14 protein-coding genes and 1 pseudogene are annotated in these 16,343 nt (G+C 71.0%); 10 read left to right on the top strand and 5 right to left on the bottom strand.

Annotated elements, in window-relative coordinates:
• Window positions 1-172 precede the first annotated feature (172 nt).
• The 8 genes and pseudogenes from ACGFIV_RS05645 (at window position 173) to ACGFIV_RS05610 (ending at window position 7,729) form a co-directional block, all read left to right on the top strand.
• The gene (locus tag ACGFIV_RS05645; RefSeq protein WP_358553529.1) at window positions 173-571 is read left to right on the top strand and encodes a RidA family protein; all 399 of its coding nucleotides are present in this window, start codon (window positions 173-175) and stop codon (window positions 569-571) included.
• Window positions 453-1,200: pseudogene (gene trpA, locus ACGFIV_RS05640) on the top strand (tryptophan synthase subunit alpha). The gene ACGFIV_RS05645 and the pseudogene trpA overlap by 119 nt, the downstream one beginning before the upstream one ends.
• A 144-nt stretch (window positions 1,201-1,344) precedes the next feature.
• Entirely contained in the window at window positions 1,345-3,048 is a 1,704-nt protein-coding gene (locus ACGFIV_RS05635) for an ABC transporter substrate-binding protein (RefSeq protein WP_392832299.1), read from the top strand.
• Window positions 3,035-3,964, top strand: a complete 930-nt coding sequence (locus tag ACGFIV_RS05630; RefSeq protein WP_358553525.1) for an ABC transporter permease — start codon at window positions 3,035-3,037, stop codon at window positions 3,962-3,964. The genes ACGFIV_RS05635 and ACGFIV_RS05630 overlap by 14 nt, the downstream gene beginning before the upstream one ends.
• On the top strand, window positions 3,961-4,947 hold the full coding sequence (locus ACGFIV_RS05625) for an ABC transporter permease (RefSeq protein ID WP_358553523.1): 987 nt from the start codon (window positions 3,961-3,963) through the stop codon (window positions 4,945-4,947). Before ACGFIV_RS05630 ends, ACGFIV_RS05625 begins: the two co-directional genes overlap by 4 nt.
• The gene (locus tag ACGFIV_RS05620; protein ID WP_358553521.1) at window positions 4,940-5,974 is read left to right on the top strand and encodes an ABC transporter ATP-binding protein; all 1,035 of its coding nucleotides are present in this window, start codon (window positions 4,940-4,942) and stop codon (window positions 5,972-5,974) included. Before ACGFIV_RS05625 ends, ACGFIV_RS05620 begins: the two co-directional genes overlap by 8 nt.
• Entirely contained in the window at window positions 5,971-6,759 is a 789-nt protein-coding gene (locus ACGFIV_RS05615) for an ATP-binding cassette domain-containing protein (protein ID WP_392832294.1), read from the top strand. Before ACGFIV_RS05620 ends, ACGFIV_RS05615 begins: the two co-directional genes overlap by 4 nt.
• 121 nt (window positions 6,760-6,880) lie before the next feature.
• Window positions 6,881-7,729 carry an alpha/beta fold hydrolase gene (locus ACGFIV_RS05610; RefSeq protein WP_358553517.1) on the top strand — a complete coding sequence of 283 codons (849 nt, stop codon included), beginning with the start codon at window positions 6,881-6,883 and terminating at the stop codon, window positions 7,727-7,729.
• Here the strand turns inward: ACGFIV_RS05610 and ACGFIV_RS05605 are convergent.
• Both ACGFIV_RS05605 and ACGFIV_RS05600 read right to left on the bottom strand, forming a co-directional pair.
• The gene (locus tag ACGFIV_RS05605) at window positions 7,716-8,678 is read right to left on the bottom strand and encodes a LysR family transcriptional regulator (protein WP_358553516.1); all 963 of its coding nucleotides are present in this window, start codon (window positions 8,676-8,678) and stop codon (window positions 7,716-7,718) included. The two genes, ACGFIV_RS05610 and ACGFIV_RS05605, sit on opposite strands and share 14 nt — an antisense overlap.
• A 325-nt stretch (window positions 8,679-9,003) precedes the next feature.
• Window positions 9,004-10,038: an alcohol dehydrogenase catalytic domain-containing protein gene (locus ACGFIV_RS05600; protein ID WP_358553514.1), complete on the bottom strand. Its 1,035-nt coding sequence runs from the start codon at window positions 10,036-10,038 to the stop codon at window positions 9,004-9,006.
• A 175-nt stretch (window positions 10,039-10,213) separates the two neighbouring features.
• On the opposite strand from ACGFIV_RS05600, the gene ACGFIV_RS05595 reads away from it, so the two are divergent.
• A complete protein-coding gene (locus tag ACGFIV_RS05595) occupies window positions 10,214-11,101 on the top strand; it encodes a helix-turn-helix transcriptional regulator (RefSeq protein WP_358553512.1) in 888 nt (295 codons plus the stop codon).
• An 88-nt stretch (window positions 11,102-11,189) separates the two neighbouring features.
• Here the strand turns inward: ACGFIV_RS05595 and ACGFIV_RS05590 are convergent, their stop codons facing one another.
• The 3 genes from ACGFIV_RS05590 to ACGFIV_RS05580 form a co-directional block, all read right to left on the bottom strand.
• On the bottom strand, window positions 11,190-12,206 hold the full coding sequence (locus tag ACGFIV_RS05590; protein WP_358553510.1) for a tyrosine-type recombinase/integrase: 1,017 nt from the start codon (window positions 12,204-12,206) through the stop codon (window positions 11,190-11,192).
• 322 nt (window positions 12,207-12,528) lie between these two features.
• On the bottom strand, window positions 12,529-14,109 hold the full coding sequence (locus ACGFIV_RS05585; protein WP_392832288.1) for a chitinase: 1,581 nt from the start codon (window positions 14,107-14,109) through the stop codon (window positions 12,529-12,531).
• Between the two features lie 125 nt (window positions 14,110-14,234).
• A complete protein-coding gene (locus tag ACGFIV_RS05580; RefSeq protein ID WP_358554656.1) occupies window positions 14,235-14,897 on the bottom strand; it encodes a helix-turn-helix domain-containing protein in 663 nt (220 codons plus the stop codon).
• 48 nt (window positions 14,898-14,945) lie between these two features.
• Between ACGFIV_RS05580 and ACGFIV_RS05575 the strand changes: the two genes are divergently transcribed.
• Window positions 14,946-15,896 (top strand): NADP-dependent oxidoreductase, encoded by a 951-nt coding sequence (locus ACGFIV_RS05575; RefSeq protein ID WP_358554659.1) that lies wholly within the window; start codon window positions 14,946-14,948, stop codon window positions 15,894-15,896.
• Window positions 15,897-16,343: the final 447 nt, after the last annotated feature.

Below are 16,343 nucleotides of genomic sequence, written 5' to 3'. Positions count from 1 at the left end.
ACCGGGTCCCACCGACATTTCCGCGGGGCCGTCCACGGCCCGGGTCCGCGGGACGTACCTCACCGGGCGCCGCGACCGGGCGGCGGCGGCGGCGGAAAACCATGTGACACCCGGCGACCGGCGTCGTCATGATGACCGGTCGTAGGAGACCCGTATCGTGAGGAGTTCACCGATGGTCCAGCGAACGACCGTGCCGAACCTGGTGCCGCCGCCCGGATACGCTCACGCGGCGGTGGTCGAGGCGGGGGAGAGGCTGGTGTTCATGGCGGGCGCCGTGCCCGTCGACGCCGACGGTGACCTCGTCGGACCGGGGGACCCGGTCGCCCAGGCGCGGCAGGTGCTGGCCAACCTGACCACGGCTCTGCGCGCGGTCGGCAGCGACCTGCGGCACGTGGTCGCCAGCACCGTCTATGTCGCGGCGTCCGAGCACCAGGATCTGATCCGGGTGTGGGATGTCGTGCGCGCTTCGGAGTTGTCGGACGGCCCGCACACCTCGACCCTGCTCGGGGTCTCCTACCTTGGGTATTCCGGGCAGCTCGTCGAGATCACCGCCACCGCCGTCGTCCCCTGAGGGGGGGGGCTGCCGGAAAACGCGGGGAAGGACGACCGCGGCGGGGTGGTCGATCACCTCGGCCGGCGTCACCAGGACCGGCTCAGAGCGGTCGTACTGGAACCCGATCGCCCGCTACGGGATCTTGCGCTTCACCACCGAACTGGCCGACGCGGGCGGGGCGGGCTGCATCCTGTCCGACCTGCCCGTCCAGGAATCCGCGACGTGGCGCGGCCATGCCGGCAGGCAGGGCCTGGCGACCGTCTTCATCGTCGCGCCCAGCACCAGGGACGAACGGCTGAGGCGGATCACCGCCGCCGGTTCCGGTTTCGTCTACGCGGCCTCGACCATGGGTCACCGGTGTCCGTGACACCGTCGGCGCCTCGGCCGCCGATCTCGTGCGGCGGACCAGGGCGACGACCGATCTGCCGGTCTGCGTCGGCGTGTCCACCCCCGACCAGGCCGCCGAGGTGGCGGGCTACGCCGACGGCGTGGCCGTCGGCACCGCTTTCGTCCAAGCCCTCCTCGACGCCCCCGACGAGACCACCGGCCTGGCGTCCCTGCGCGCCCTCACCACCGCGCTGGCCAGGGGCGTCCGCGGACTACCCGCCGCCCCGGCCGCCGGGTTATCGTGGACGTCACGCACGTAGATCTCCGCGATCTTTCAGATTTTCTGAAAGGTCACCTGCAGAACTCCTCGATGGACGCGTGCTCTCGCCCGCCAACAGACTCCCTTCCTGAGATCCAAGCAGCGGACCCGACCGATCGGGACCGCCTCACAGGAAGCGCGATCTATGGCGAACCGATCCCGGAGAGTGGTGCCCGCAGGGCTCGCGCTCGTCCTGGCCCTCGTGATGGCGGGCTGTAACGCGAACTCGCGGTCCACCGAGCCGGCGAAGGACAACAACACGACGGCGCTGGAGTCCCTGCCCCAGGGCGGGACCCTGCACTACCTCTCGCGGCGCGCGAACGAGTCCTTCGAGACCGCCAACGCGCAGATGGTGCCGACCAGCCGGCTGCGGTGGGTGCACCGCGGGCTGACGTCGTGGCAGACGCACCCGGACAAGGACACGGTCCTCGTGCCGGACCTCGCCACCGACACCGGTACGACGGACGACGGCGGCAAGACGTGGACCTTCACGCTGCGGGAGGGCCTGAAGTTCTCCGACGGCAACCCGATCACCGCGCAGGACGTGAAGTACGGCATCGAGCGGTCGTTCGCGCCGATGTTCCAAGGTGGCCTCGGCTACCACAAGACGCTGCTGGTCGGCGGCACCCACTACGACGGCCCGTACGACGGCAAGGAGCTCGACTCCATCGAGGTCGTCGGCGACCACAAGATCGTCTTCCACCTGACGCGTTCGTTCGGCAACTGGCCGTGGATCGTCAGCATGCCGGCGTTCGCGCCGGTGCCGGCCGCGGCCGACACCGAGCCGGAGACCTACGGCGAGCACCCGGTCGCCAGCGGCCCGTACCAGGTGACGAGCTTCCGCAAGGGCTCGCAGGCGGTACTGGACCGCAACCCGAACTGGAAGGCCGACACCGACCAGGCGCGGTCCGCCGGCCCGGACAAGATCGTCCTCGACATGGGCCTGAACAACGACACGATCGTGCAGCGCCTCATCGACGACAAGGGCGAGGACCAGACCGCGATCAGCAACGCGCTCATCTCCCCGTCGCAGTTCCAGCGGATCGAATCCGACCCGTCGATCTCCGGCCGCATGGCCAACAGCCCGTCGGGCTACTTCCGCTACCTCGCCATGAACGTCAAGCGCCCGGGCCTCTCCGACGTCCGCGTGCGGCAGGCGATCAACTACGCGATCAACAAGGCCGAGCTGCAGAGCGTGTACGGCGGCCCGAAATTCGGCGCCCAGATCACCTCGACCATCATGACGCCCGGCATCCCCGGCTACACCAAGTACAACCTGTACGACGGCGGTGACACCGGCAACGCCGACAAGGCGAAGCAGCTGCTCGCCGACGCCGGCGTCTCCGGCCTGAAGCTCACCCTGACCTACCCGACCGACGTGAGTGCGATCGAGGAGAAGGAAGCCCAGAGCATCAAGAACTCGCTGGCGCGGGCCGGCGTCAAGGTCGAGCTCAAGGGCCTCGACGGCGACACCTGGTACGAGCTCATCTCCTCCGCCGACGGCGACTACGACATGACGACGAACGGCTGGGGAGCGGACTTCCCGAGCGGCATGAGCACCGTCCAGCCGCTGTTCGCCTCAAGCGAGATCGGCAACGGCGGCGGCAACGCCTCGAAGTTCTCCAACCCCGAGGTGGACGCCGCGATCGACGCCGCGAGCGCGGAGCCGGACCTCGACAAGGCCGCCGAGATGTGGGCCGCGATCGACAAGCAGATCATGAAGGACGCCCCGGTCGTGCCGATCCTCGTGCAGCGCACGCAGGCCCTGGCCGGTTCGAAGATCCGGAACTACTTCATCCCCTCCTACCCTCCGTTCGCGAACGAGCTGGTCGTCGGTGTCGATCGCTGAGATCCAGCAGGCGGAGGGCCGGGGTACGCCGGTCCTCCGCCGCTTCCTGCGGAGGCGGTCCGGCGTCGCCGGCCTGCTCATGCTGGTCGTACCGCTCATCGCGGGGCTTTGCGCCCCGCTGCTCGTGCCGATCGAGGGACAGGACCCGAGCACCTTGCACACCGACCTGCTCGACCCGGACGGCGGCCGTCCGCTGGGCGCCTTCGGCGGCGTCAGCGCCGACCACTGGTTCGGCGTCGTCCCGGTGACGGGCGTCGACCTGTTCGCCCAGATCGTCTACGGCATCCGCTCCTCGCTGTTCATCGCGTTCGGGGCGAGCATCCTGTCGATCGCCTTCGCCGCCGTCCTCGGTACGGCGATCGGGTACTTCGGCGGCTGGCTCAACGCCGTCGCGGGGCGGGTGATCGACTTCATGTTCGGCTTCCCGGGCCTGATGTTCGTCATCGCGATCATGGCGATCGTGCCGCCGGAGATGCCCAGGGGCCTGGTCCTGGTGCTGGTACTGGCCTTCTTCGGCTGGACCGTCCCGGCCCGGATCATCGGCGTCCAGGCCGGCGCCATCAACGCCCGCGCCTTCGTCGAGGCGGCGCGCGCGACCGGGGCCCCGCCCTGGCAGATCATCCGCCGCGAGATGCTGCCGCACCTCTTCGGCCTGGTCGTCGTCCTGTTCGCGATGTCACTGCCCGGCAACGTCAGCGTCGTCGCGGGACTGTCGTTCCTCGGCGTCGGCCTGCGAGGCGACGTCCCCGACCTCGGCAAGCTGCTCTCGGACTCGCTGCCGTGGATCTACAGCGGCGCGGACGTCTGGTACATGCTCTTCCCGGGCGCCGTGGTGTTCCTGATCGTATTCGGCGCCACACTCGCAGGCGACGCGCTCCGCGACGTCCTCGACGTGCGCACGGAGGATGCCACATGATCGTCTACATCGCCCGCCGCATGGTCACCGCGGTGCTGATGCTCCTCGCGATCGCCTTCGTGACGATAGCCCTCTTCTTCGGGGCCTCCAAGGACCCGGCCCGCGCCATGTGCGGCAAGCCGTGCCCGCCCGAGACCCGGGCCAAGGTCAGCGCCTACATGCAGACCGACCAGAGCGCGGTGTGGCAGTACACCGAGTTCGTGAAGGGACTCTTCGTCGGCCGTACGTACGGCCAGGGCGCCCAGCAGGTCCACTGCAACGCACCCTGCTTCGGCTACTCGTTCCCCAACCGCAGCGACGTCACGACGCTCATCGCCGAGCGGCTGCCCGTCACGTTGTCGCTCGCGTTCGGCGCGGCCGTCCTGTGCCTCGTCGTGGGCATCGGCCTCGGCGCGTTGTCGGCGATACGCAAGGGCGGCACCCTCGACCGGTTCTCGACCGGCTTCGCGATGTTCGGGCTGTCGGTGCCGACCTTCCTCGTCGGCCTGCTCGTCGTCCAGGTCTTCGGCTTCATGCTCAACGCGCTGCCGTACTCCGGCTTCGTGTCCTTCTCGGAGTCACCGGCGAACTGGGCCTGGCACCTGATCGGCCCGTGGATGGTGCTGTCGTTCATCCTCGCCGCCGGCTACATCCGGGTCACCCGCACCCAGCTCCTCAACGAGCTCTCGGCCGACCACCTCGTCGCGATGACCGCGCGCGGCGCGTCGACCCGGCAGGTGAACCGGCACGCCGTCCGCGGCGTGATGGTGCCGGTCGTGGCCATGTTCGCGCTCGACGTCACCGCGCTTTTGGGCGGGTCGGTGATCGCGGAGAAGGTGTTCAGCCTGCACGGGCTCGGCGACCTGCTGCTGGCCGGGGTGAACGAGTCCGACCTGAGCATCGTCGTCGGGGTGACGCTCTTCTCCGCCTTCCTCATCATCATCGGCAACCTGATCGTCGACCTGCTGATGCCGCTTCTCGATCCGAGGATCCGCCGTGCCTGACCCCGTACTCCAGGTCGAGGACCTGTGCGTCTCGTTCACCAGCGGCGGCGTCACCGCCGATGTCGTCCAGGACCTGTCCATGAGGCTGGACGGCGGCCGCACGCTCGCCGTGGTCGGCGAGTCGGGGTCGGGCAAGACGATCACCGGCCGGGCGATCATGCGGCTGCTGCCGCGCGGGGCGAGCGCCCGGGGCCGGATCGTCGTCGCCGGCCGCGACATGCTCTGCGCCGACGATCGCGAGCTGCGCCGGGCCCGTGGCTCCGACGTGGCCATGGTGTTCCAGGACTCGATGTCCGCCCTCAGCCCGTACCTCGACATCGGCGCGCACATCGCCCAGGCGGTCCGCCTGCACGACCCGTCGGTCACCCGCCGCGCCGCGCGGGCCCGGGCGGTCGACATGCTCGACCGGGTCGGCATCCCCGAGCCCGCGGACGCCGTACGCCGCTTCCCGCACGAGTTCTCCGGCGGCATGCGGCAACGCGCGGTGATCGCGATGGCCCTGGTGAACCGGCCCGCGCTCCTCATCGCCGACGAGCCGACCACCGCGCTCGACGTGACGGTGCAGGCGCAGATCCTGGCCCTGCTCCGCGAACTCCAGCAGGAGTACGGCATGGCGATGCTCCTGATCAGCCACGACTTCGGGGTGGTGGGGAGCGCGGCGGACGAGGTCCTGGTGCTGTACGCCGGCCGCCAGGCCGAGTACGGCAGCCTCCGCGACATCTTCGATCAGCCCGCCCACCCGTACACCGCCGGTCTCCGCGCGGCCACGCCGCGGCTGGACGCCCGGCTCGACACGGCAGGGGAGCGGACCCGGCTCCGCGCCATCCCCGGCGCGCCCACGTCGCTGCGCGACGCCGGACCGGGTTGCGCCTTCGCGCCGCGTTGCGGCCTCGCCGACCAGGTCGGCGAGCGCTGTGTCGTGGAGGCACCGCTGCCCACCGTCCGCCCGACCAGCCAGGGCGGCGGGCCGCACCTGGCGGCCTGCCACCTCGATCGTCTCCCCGCACTGCAGGAGGTCACCCGGTGAGCGAGCCGATCCTGGAGATGACCGACGTCAGCAAGCGCTACCGCACCGCCGGTGGCTTCGGCCGCGGGCGCAAGGGCTTCCTGGCCGTCGACGGCGTCTCGCTCCACCTGGAGCGGGGCGAGGCGCTCGGCCTGGTCGGCGAGTCCGGCTCGGGCAAGTCCACGCTGGCGCGCATGGCCAACGGCCTGGTGGTGGCCACGTCCGGCACCGTCCGCACCGACGGGCAGGACGTCGCCCGCCTCAGCCGGCGAGGACTGCGGCGGCTGAGGCGCAACGTCGCCATGGTCTTCCAGGACCCGCTGGCGTCGCTGAACCCGCTGCAGACCGTGCGGCAGACGCTGGAGAACGTCTTTCGCGCGCACGGCGAGACGACGTCGACCGCCGAGCTGGTCGCGCTGCTGGAGTCGGTCGGCCTCGGCGCCGACTACCTGGGGCGTTACCCGCACGAGGCGTCCGGCGGGCAGCTCCAGCGCGTCGCCGTGGCGCGCGCGCTCGCCCTCAAGCCGGACCTGATCATCGCCGACGAGCCGACTTCGGCGCTCGACGTGTCGGTGCGTGCCCAGATCCTCAACCTGCTGGCCGACCTGCAGCGCGACCAGGGGATCTCGTTCCTCCACGTCAGCCACGACCTGGCGGTGATCCGCCTCTACAGCGACCGCGTCGCCGTCATGCAGCGCGGCCGCGTCGTCGAGACCGGCCCGTCCGATGAGATCTTCCGCTCTCCGCGGCACCCCTGCACGCGCGCGCTGGTCGAGGCGACACCGGAGGCGGAGCTGCCGGCCTGACCCGCGGGAGCGTTGCGCGACGCCGATCAGGCGTGTCACGATCATGACCATGACTCACCGAACGACCACCCCGTCGTGAGCCGGCCGGAGGCCGGCGCGACAGAGTACTGAATGAGGACACGTGGGAACCGACCTGTTCGTCCGAGAGTACGGGCGGGACGCAGCAGATGCGCCCGCCATCCTCATCCTGCACGGCGCCGTGGAGTCCGGCGCGTGCTACGGCGACGCCGTCGACCGCTGGTGCGGCGACTACCACATCGTGGCGCCGGACGCCCGGGGCCACGGGAAGTCGCCCAGCCGCCTGCCCGAGCACGCGGGCGTTCCGTCCACCGACGTGATGGTGCAGGACGCGATCGACATCCTCAAGGACATGCTCGACCAGACCGGGCGCAAGACGCTCGTCGTCGGGCACTCCATGGGCGCGCGGATCGCCGCCTTCGTCGCCGCCGACGCCCCGCACCTCGTGGCCGGCGTCGTGCTGGAGGACCCGCCGTGGTGGGTGCCGGAGGCCGGTCCCAACCCGTGGCTCAGCGTCGAGCAGACCGTCAAGGACCCCTTCGACTACGCCGACACCGCGTCGGTCGAGGAGCTCATGGACATGCAGCGCGAGCTCAAGCCCCACTGGGCGGAGCAGGAACTGCGCCCGCTCGCCGAGGCGATGAAGGCCGTCGACATCAACTACATGGAACAGCGGGTCCACGAAAAACGCCGGATCTGGACGCCGACCGCGCGGCAGATCACGGTCGGCCCGGCCGGCGTGCCGGCGCTGCTCATCACCGGCACCGGCGACGTCATCGTCGACAAACACTCCCGTGAGCGCCTCACGGCCGTCGCGCCCGGCTTCGACGTCGTCGTGATCGAGGGCGCCCACCACTGCGTGCGCCGCGACAAGCCGGAGGAGTACCACCGGCACGTCGACGCCTTCCTCCGCGAGAACGCGCCGTCGGCCCGAGCCGTCACTCGACGCTGAAGGTGTCGGACCGCGCGAGCGGGCCGTAGACCTCCGAGTCCGGCTCGGCGACCGCGGACCGCATCGCCTCCAGCCCCGCGCGTACGACGGGGTGGCCCTGGTTGTCGCGCCGCGTCGTCATGATCACCTTGCGCAGCGGCGCGATGCCGCGCGTCGGCAGGATCGTCACCCAGTCGGCGTCGCGGGCGGAGAGCGCGGACTCCGGCACCAGGCAGATCCCCGCCTCGGCGGCGACCAGCGCCAGCGCGGCGCGGTAGTCGTCGGAGACATGGGCGATCGGCGGGTGGAAGCCGAGCTCGGCGCACGCCTGCAGCACCATCGTGCGGCACGGGTTACCGGGCGAGGGCATGATCCAGCCCTCCTCGGTGAGCTGGGTGAGCCCGATGCCCTCCTCGCCGGACAGCGGGTGCGCGTGGGGCAGGACGGCCTTGAACCGCTCGATGTAAAGCGGGAACTTCACGATGTCGGGGGAGTCGCGCTCAGGGTCGGACTCGTACTCCAGGCTGACGGTCACGTCGATATCGCCGCGCATCAGCATCCGGTGGCTCATGTGCGCCTCCGCGTCGACGACCGTGACGTCGACGCCCGGCGCCTGGCGGCGCATCTCGACGATGGCGGGTGCCACCAACCAGCTGATCGCCGTGGGGAAGGCGCCGATCCGGAGCTGCCCGAGGACACCACCCGCGTGCGCGGCCAGATCGGCCTCGGCGATCTTCAGCCGGGAGCTGATCTCCTCGGCGTGCCCCGCGAGGATGCGCCCGGCCGGCGTGAGCGCCAGCTTGCGCCCCGTTCGTACGACCAGCGCGTGGCCGACCTCCCGCTCGAGGGCCGCGAGCTGCTGCGACACCGCGGACGGCGTCAGGTGCAGCGCCGCCGCGGTCGCGGTGACCGAGTCGGACAGCACGAAGGCACGGAGGACGAGGAGACGTCGGGGGTCGATCGTGGGCACGCGGGCTCCGTCGCGAGTCGGCCGGGCGTCCGTCGCGGTACGGGCATCCGCGAGGCGGGACCGGGGGACCCCGATGCTAGCGGGCGCCTCCGGATGCAAAGCACCCCGGCATGGGGTGACCTGCTCGCGGCATGCGGCGTCACTGATCGCCGCCGGCGACGCTCCTGCCGGGATGAGAGGTGCGGGGAGCCTGATATTCGGCGTCGGTGACCTTCTCGCCCCACACCGTCTCAGGGCCCGCGTCCGGGCCGGTGTCGAGCGTGGATCACGGTCCGGCGCGGCGGTCCCGGCCGCGGCACGGCGAGGGCCCGGCCGGCCCGGCGTTCTACGGGCGGACGAGGACCTTGAGCGCCTCACGGCGGTCCATGGCGCGGTAGCCGTCGGGCACCTGCTCCAGGCCGATCTCGCGGTCGAACACCTTGCCCGGCTGGACAGAGCCGTCAAGGACGGCGGGCATGAGCTCCTCGACGTAGGCGCGCGCCGGGGCGGGACCGCCGGTCAGGGTGATGTTCGGGCCGAACAGGGCGGCGAACCCGACCGGCGCCGCCTCGTACTGCGGCACCCCGACCCGCGAGATCACCCCGCCGGCCCGGACCACGCCGATCGCCTGCTCGTAGGCGGGCATGTGACCGACCGCCTCCAGCACCTTGCGGGCGCCGTGGCCGCCGGTCAGTTCCCGGACCTTCGCGATCCCCTCCTGGCCGCGCTCGGGCACCACGTCGGTGGCGCCGAACTCCCGGCCCAGGTCGGTGCGGTCCTTGTGCCGCCCCATCAACACGATGCGCTCGGCGCCCAGCCGCTTGGCCGACAGCACCGCCATCAGGCCCACCGCGCCGTCACCGATCACCACGACCGTGTCTCCCGGGCCGACGTGCGCCCTCCTGGCGGCGTGGTAGCCGGTCCCGTACACATCCGACAGCGTCAGCAGGTGCGGAAGGAGCTCGGAATCCTCGCCGACGGGCGCCTTGACCAGCGTCCCGTCCGCCAGCGGCACCCGGACGGCCTCGGCCTGGCCGCCGCCGATCCCGCCCGCGGCCCAGAAACCGCCGTGCAGGCATGAGGTCTGCAGGCCTTCCCGGCAGAACTCGCACGTGCCGTCCGACCACGCGAACGGCGCGATCACCAGATCACCCCGCCGTACGGTCGACACCTGCGCGCCGATCTCCTCCACCACGCCGACGAACTCGTGCCCCATCGGGGTGGCCTCGCCGGCGGGCATCGAGTGGTAGGGGTGCAGGTCCGACCCGCAGATGCAGGCCGTCACCACCCGCACCAGCGCGTCCGTCGGCCGCTGGAGCACCGGGTCCGGGACCGTGTCGATCCGCACATCACCCGCCCCGTACATGAATGCCGCTCGCATATCACTGTCCTCACGTCATCGCCGCTGGTCAGAGCCCTACCCGGCCCGGCCGGCCAGGGCCTGGCAGGGGGCTCACCCCCAGCAAACGCGCTTTCGTCCAGACGCGGCAGTGCCTGCCGTTCCAGGTAACGCCAGTACCTGCTTCAGCCGCACGGCGTCGCATACCGTGAGGTCCATGGACGACCGCTCCGAGATCCAGGAATTCCTCGCCTCCCGCCGCGCCCGCATCACCCCCGAACAGGCCGGGCTGCCCGCCTACGGCGGCAACCGGCGCGTCAAGGGGCTGCGCCGCGAAGAGGCCGCCATGCTCGCCGGCGTCTCGGTCGACTACTACGTCCGGCTGGAGCGCGGCAACCTGTCCGGCGCCTCCGACGGCGTCCTGGACGGCGTCGCCCGCGCCCTCCACCTCGACGACGCCGAACGCGAACACCTGTTCGACCTGGCGCGGCGGGCACCGGTCACCGCCATCGGCCGGCGCCGAACCCCCGCACGCAAGATCCGGCCCGTCCTCCAGCACATGCTGGACGCCATCAGCCACGCCCCCGCCTGGATCCGCAACGACCGCCACGACCTGCTGGCCGCCAACCCGCTCGCCCTCGCCCTGTACGCGCCCGTCCTGGCCGACCCCCGCCGCCCCGCCAACACCGCCCGCTTCATCTACCTCGACCCCGCCGCCAAGGACTTCTTCACCGACTGGGACACCGCCGCCGACGACATCGCCGCGATGCTCCGCGCCGAAGCCGGCCGCAACCCCCACGACAAGGACCTCACCGATCTCATCGGCGAACTGTCCACCCGCAGCGAGACCTTCCGCCGCCGCTGGGCCGACCACAACGTCCGCCACCACCGCACCGGCATCAAGAAACTCCACCACCCCGCGGTCGGCCACCTCGAACTCCACTTCGAGGCCATGACCCTGACCTCCGACCCCGGCCTCACCCTCCTGATCTACACCGCCGCCCCCGGCACCCCCAGCGCCGACAACCTGCGCCTCCTGGCCACCTTTGCCGCCACCCGGGACCAGCCCGCCGCCGGCCGCGCCGTGCACGAGGACCGGCCCTGATCCGGTGCCCTCTTCCCGGCCGCGAACCACCCCAGCGCGGACGACCGGGCCGAGACACCCCGCAGGCGTCCCCGCGGCACGGCGGCACTCACCGCCCGGAGGCGTCCCCACGCGGGCGCAACCGGTCCAGCACCCCGTACGCGGGGTTGCCCCGCGCCGCGCCGCGCACCTCACGAGCCGTCGAGGCGACGTACGCCTGCCCGGTGACGATCGAGGAGTGGCCGAGCAGTTCCATCAGCTCGTGCGCGGAGGCGCCGCGTTCGGCCAGCCGGGTGGCGAACTCGTGCCGCAACGCGTGCACCAGCGTGCCCTTCTGCACCCGGTCGTGGATCCCCGCGTACCGGTAACACTGGCGCACCAGATACTGCAGCCCGCCCCGCTGCAGGGGCTCGTTCCTGGTGTCGACGAGCAGCGCGGCCGAGCGGGGGAGCGTTGTCAGCCCGAACCGGCGCAGGCGGCTTTCCAGGTAGTCGCCGATCAGGTGCTCGATGGGCGGCTCGATCGGCAGTGAGCGGGTCTTTCCGCCCTTGCCGACCACCTGGATCCTCCGGTCGCCGGGGGACCCGCCGATCGCGCCGAGGGTGACGCTCAGCAGCTCGGCCGAGCGCATCCCGGTGACCAGGGCCAGCGCCAGGACCACCAGGTCACGTTCGACCCAGGGGTCGCGCGCCTGGCGGGCGCCGTCGGCGACGCGTTCCAGCAGGGTCGCGGACGCCGAGCCGTCACCGAGCAGGGGTTTGGGGGCCTTGGGGGGTTGTTTGGGCCGGGGGACCGCGGCCATCGGGTTGCCTTCGAGCATTCCTTCGGCGACGCAGAACGTCAGGAACTGGTTCCAGGCGCTCCACGCGCGGTTCACGCTGGCCGGTGAGCGGGGTTCGGCGAAGTCGGCGAACGCGGTGCGCACCAGGCGCCCGTTCAGGTGGCGCACCTCCAGGTCGCCTTCCGGTACGCCGGTGAGGCCGGCGGCGATCGCGGAGACGATGTGGAGGTCGCGCTGGTACCCGGCGATGGTGTGCGGGGACAGCTTCTTGGTGCGCAGCGAGGAGAGGAACTCGGTGACGGCTTCGGGCATGCGCATCAGCACCAAGGGGTCACGATCGCTCATGGCGCTCTCCGCGCCCGGTGCGGGGAGTAACCTCGAAAACCTCGAAAGCGTGGCATAAGTCCTGCGATCATGCATGAAATCAGTGAGAACGGCCTGGTGACACGCCGAACCGCCGAAGAGATCCTTGACCGGGCCACCTGGCACGAGAAGCGCCCGAACCGCCGCGCCGTCGCCCGGCCGGGGGATCGGCGTGGTCACCGAGCCACGCGGACCGGGAATTCCCTGGCCGCACGGCCCGCCCACACCGACCGGGGCCGCACCCCCGTACGCGGGTGCGGCCCCGATGCGCGGCCGGTGCCGTCACCAACCCCGGGACAGGGGGCTACGGCAGGGTGGCCAGGTGTGGCTTGACCGTGCGGGAGAAGTTCCAATTGGCGGCGGCGTCCCAGTTGATCGACCAGGTCATCGCGCCCCGGATGCCCGGGTAGGCGCGCGGCGGGACGAAGGTCCCGCAGTTCACCAGTTTGGCCAGGCAGTCCAGGGCGTTGTTGACCAGCGACGGCGTCACGACGCCGCCGCCCGCCGCGCCGGGCCCGGCCGGCAGGCCCAGCGCCACCTGGTCGGGACGCAGCCCGTTCTCCAGTTGGATGCACGCCAGCGCGGTCATGAAGTTGACGCTGCCCTGGCCGTAGGCCTGCGCCTGGTCACAGCCCAGCATCGCGCCGGAGTTGTAGAACTGGGTGTGGACCACGGTGAGGATGTCCTTGATGGCCAGCGCGAGCTGGAAGTACCCCATCCCGGTCGACTGCATGTCGATGGTCTGCGGCGCCATCGTGATGATGAGATCGGCTCCGGCCTTGGCCCGCAGCTTGCGCAGCGCATCGGCCATGTAGGTTGGGTTGAGCCCGTTCTCCAGGTCGATGTCCACCCCGTCGAACCCATAGCTCCCCATCAGGGCGTAGGCGCTGTCGGCGAACGCCGTCGCCGCCTGCGAACTGGACACCTGTACCCGGCCGAGTTCTCCGCCCACCGACAGGATGACCTTCTTGCCTCGGGCGTGCAGGGCCTGGATGTCGGCCTTGAACTGGTCCTCGGTGTAGCCGCCGACCGCCGCCGACAGTTCCGGGTCCAGGTGGAAGGAGACCTGGCCCGCGGTGGAGGTCGCCTCGGCGAAGGCCACGGCGATCAGGTCGTACTCGGCCGGCACCGCGCTGAGCTTCAGTTCGACGGCCGGGTTGACGAAGTTGTGCCAGTAGCCGGTGAGGAAGTGCTTGGGAAGGGGCCCGCCGCCGGCACACCCGGTGGTGGTGGCGGACACCGGGTCGCCGGCGGGGGACTCGCCCTGGGCGTTGTAGGCCCTGACCGTGTACGTGTGGCTCTCGCATGTGCCCAGCGAACCAATGGTCGCGGTGGTGCCGGTGACGGTGGACTTGACGGTGGTGCCCTCGTACACGCGGTATCCGGTGACGGTGCCGCTGGAGGCCGCCCAGGACAGCGCGATCGAGGAGGCCGTGGCCGTCGCGGCGGGCGTGCCGGGCTTGCCGGGGACGGTGGGGGTGGTCACGCCGCCGCAGGAGGCGCCGTTGAGCGTGCAGTTCGCCGGTACGGCCGAGCCGGGGGCGGCGATGAATCCGAAGGTGACCGAGGCGCCGGGCGCGATCGTGGCGTTCCAGCCGAGGCCCGTGAAGGTGAACCGCTGGCCGCTGCGGGACATCGAGGCGTCCCAGGAGGAGGTGACCGTGGCGCCGGAGGGCAGGTCGAAGGCGACCGACCAGCCGTTGATCGGGGTGGTGCCGCCGTTGTTGACCGTGTAGGCGCCCTGGAACGCCGACCCCCATTCGGAGGTCTTGACGAAGGTCGCGGTGGGGGACGCCGCGCTGGCGGTCCCGGGTGTGAGAAGTACGGTCGCCGTGGACACAAGGAGGGTGAGGAGCAGGACGAGGGGGTTTCGTTTGAGGCGCATGGGGGGGTCCTCAGCCTGGTGGGGGGAGGGGCGCGAGCAACCCTTTCTTTTAAGAAAGTTTCCTAAGAGTTGCCGTGATCGTAGCCTCGGCGCCGCCCCCTCACAAGGCCTAAGCCGGCGCGCCCCTACCGGTGCGGCGAAGCGTTCGCCTGCATATGTGCCATGTCAGCCCTGGACAGCGGCAGCCGGACAGCGGGCGGAAGCGGCCTGGAGACGGGGTTCGCCTGCAGCGACTGGATCACCATGGCCGCGAATCGACGCGACGCCGCCACCCTCATCTCGGGTGTCTCGGCGCGGATGCCCTCGTTCGCCATGAGCACCAGGGTGAGGTCTTCCAGTACGAAATCTCCCCGCAGGGCGCCCGCGTCCTTCGCCCGGCGCACCAGTTCGAGCAGCATGCGCAGCGTGCGATCGTGGTCCGCCGCCAAGCCGGCCGCCTGAGAAAGCTGCGAGGTGAACGCCCGGGCGAACCCCCGGTCGAGGGCATGGACCTCCATCAGCTTCTCGATCACCAGGCACAACCCCATCCACGCGTCGCCTGCCGCCGCACCCTCAGCCACGATCTCCGAGCATGAGGCCATCTGCTGGGCGAAGGCCTCGGTCAGCAACGCCTCCTTGGTCGGGAAGTGCCGGTAGACGGTCGCGACACCGACCTCGGCGCGACGGGCGATCTCCCGGATCGGCACGTCGACACCCTCGGCGGCGAAAGCCGCGCGAGCGACGATGAGGATGCGCTCACGGTTGTCGCGGGCGTCCGAACGCAGCGTCGCTACCACTTGGGCCCTCACCGCTCTCACTTTAATCAACCGGACGGGGTGCTCCGTTACGGTCGTCGAATGAGATCAATTCAATTCACCCGGTACGGCCCGCCCAGCGTTGTGCATCTCGCCGAGGTGCCGGAGCCGCACGCCGGGCCGGGTGAGATCCGCATCGCCGTGCGCGCCTCCGGAGTCGCGGCCGGGGAGGTGCGCATCCGTTCCGGGGCGCTGCGCGAGGTGGTGCCCGTGACGTTCCCGTTCCGGACCGGGTTCGACGCCTCGGGTGTGGTGGACGAGATCGGCGACGGCGTCACCGGTGTGGTCGTCGGCGACGAGGTGTTCGGCATGAGCACGTCGACCGCACGCGGTACCAATGCCGACTTCGCGGTCCTCGCCACCTGGGCATCCAAACCGGCCGGATGGAGTTGGGAGGAAGCCGGCGCCGCCGCCGGCAGCGCCGAGACGGCCACCCGGGTCCTCGACCGATTCATGGTCGAGGCCGGGAACACCGTGCTCATCCAGGGCGCGGCCGGCGCGGTGGGCACGATCGCCGTCCAGATGGCCGTCGCCCGCGGCGCCACCGTCATCGGTACCGCGAGCGAGCGCAACCACGACTTCCTGCGCTCCCTCGGCGCCGCACCGACGACGTACGGGGCGGCGCTCGTCGAACGGGTCCGCGCACTGGCGCCAAAGGGGGTGCACGCGGTGTTCGACTGCGCCGGAGGGTCGCTGCCCGACCTCATCGCCATCGCCGGGGACCGGGCCCGGGTGGTGACGATCGCCGACATGACGGCGGGGGCTCACGGTGTACACATGTCACACGGAGCGCCGGCCGACGACACCCGCGCGGCCGTGGGAGCCGCCGCCGACCCGTTAGCGGTGCACGGCCTCGCGATCGCGGTCACGCTCGCCGGCGAGGGCCGACTGAAGGTTCCGATCGCGGCGGCGTTCCCGCTCGCCGAGGCCGCAGCCGCACACCAACTGAGCGAAAGCCGCCACGCCCGCGGAAAGATCGTGCTGGTGAACTGATCCCTACCGCTTGGCCACCGGCTGACCATCAAAACCGGCAAGAACGCCGGCCGACACCCCTCAGTAGCCTCGCCCTACCGAGCACTGGCCGACAACGACGGGGGAGGCAGCGTGATCTCGGGGGAGTGACCTTCGGTCAACGCAGGTGACGCGGCGGATCACGGCCCGGCCGGGGGGAGCGGCTTGGGCGACCTGTTGGACGTGCTGGTTCCGGGCTCGGACCTGCTCGTCGACGAAGGACCCCGGCCGGTCCAGAGCGCTGATCGCGCGTGTCATCCGCCTCGGACACCGAAGTGGAGTGCCTGCCAGGTGACGTTCTCGCCGATTCTCACGCGACCGGCGGTCACTCCACCGAACACCCTTCTCCGACGAGACAGGACATTCCCTCGGGTGTGAGGCGGTCTCGCGCGGAGGAGAGGGTATCTCCCAAGTGATGCATAAGTGCGA

This window comes from Sphaerisporangium sp. NPDC049003 (assembly GCF_043197795.1).
In the GTDB taxonomy this organism is placed as follows: domain Bacteria; phylum Actinomycetota; class Actinomycetes; order Streptosporangiales; family Streptosporangiaceae; genus Sphaerisporangium.
The sequence above is the reverse complement of the archived record's forward strand: the minus strand, read 5'-3'. Positions and strand labels throughout refer to the sequence as shown.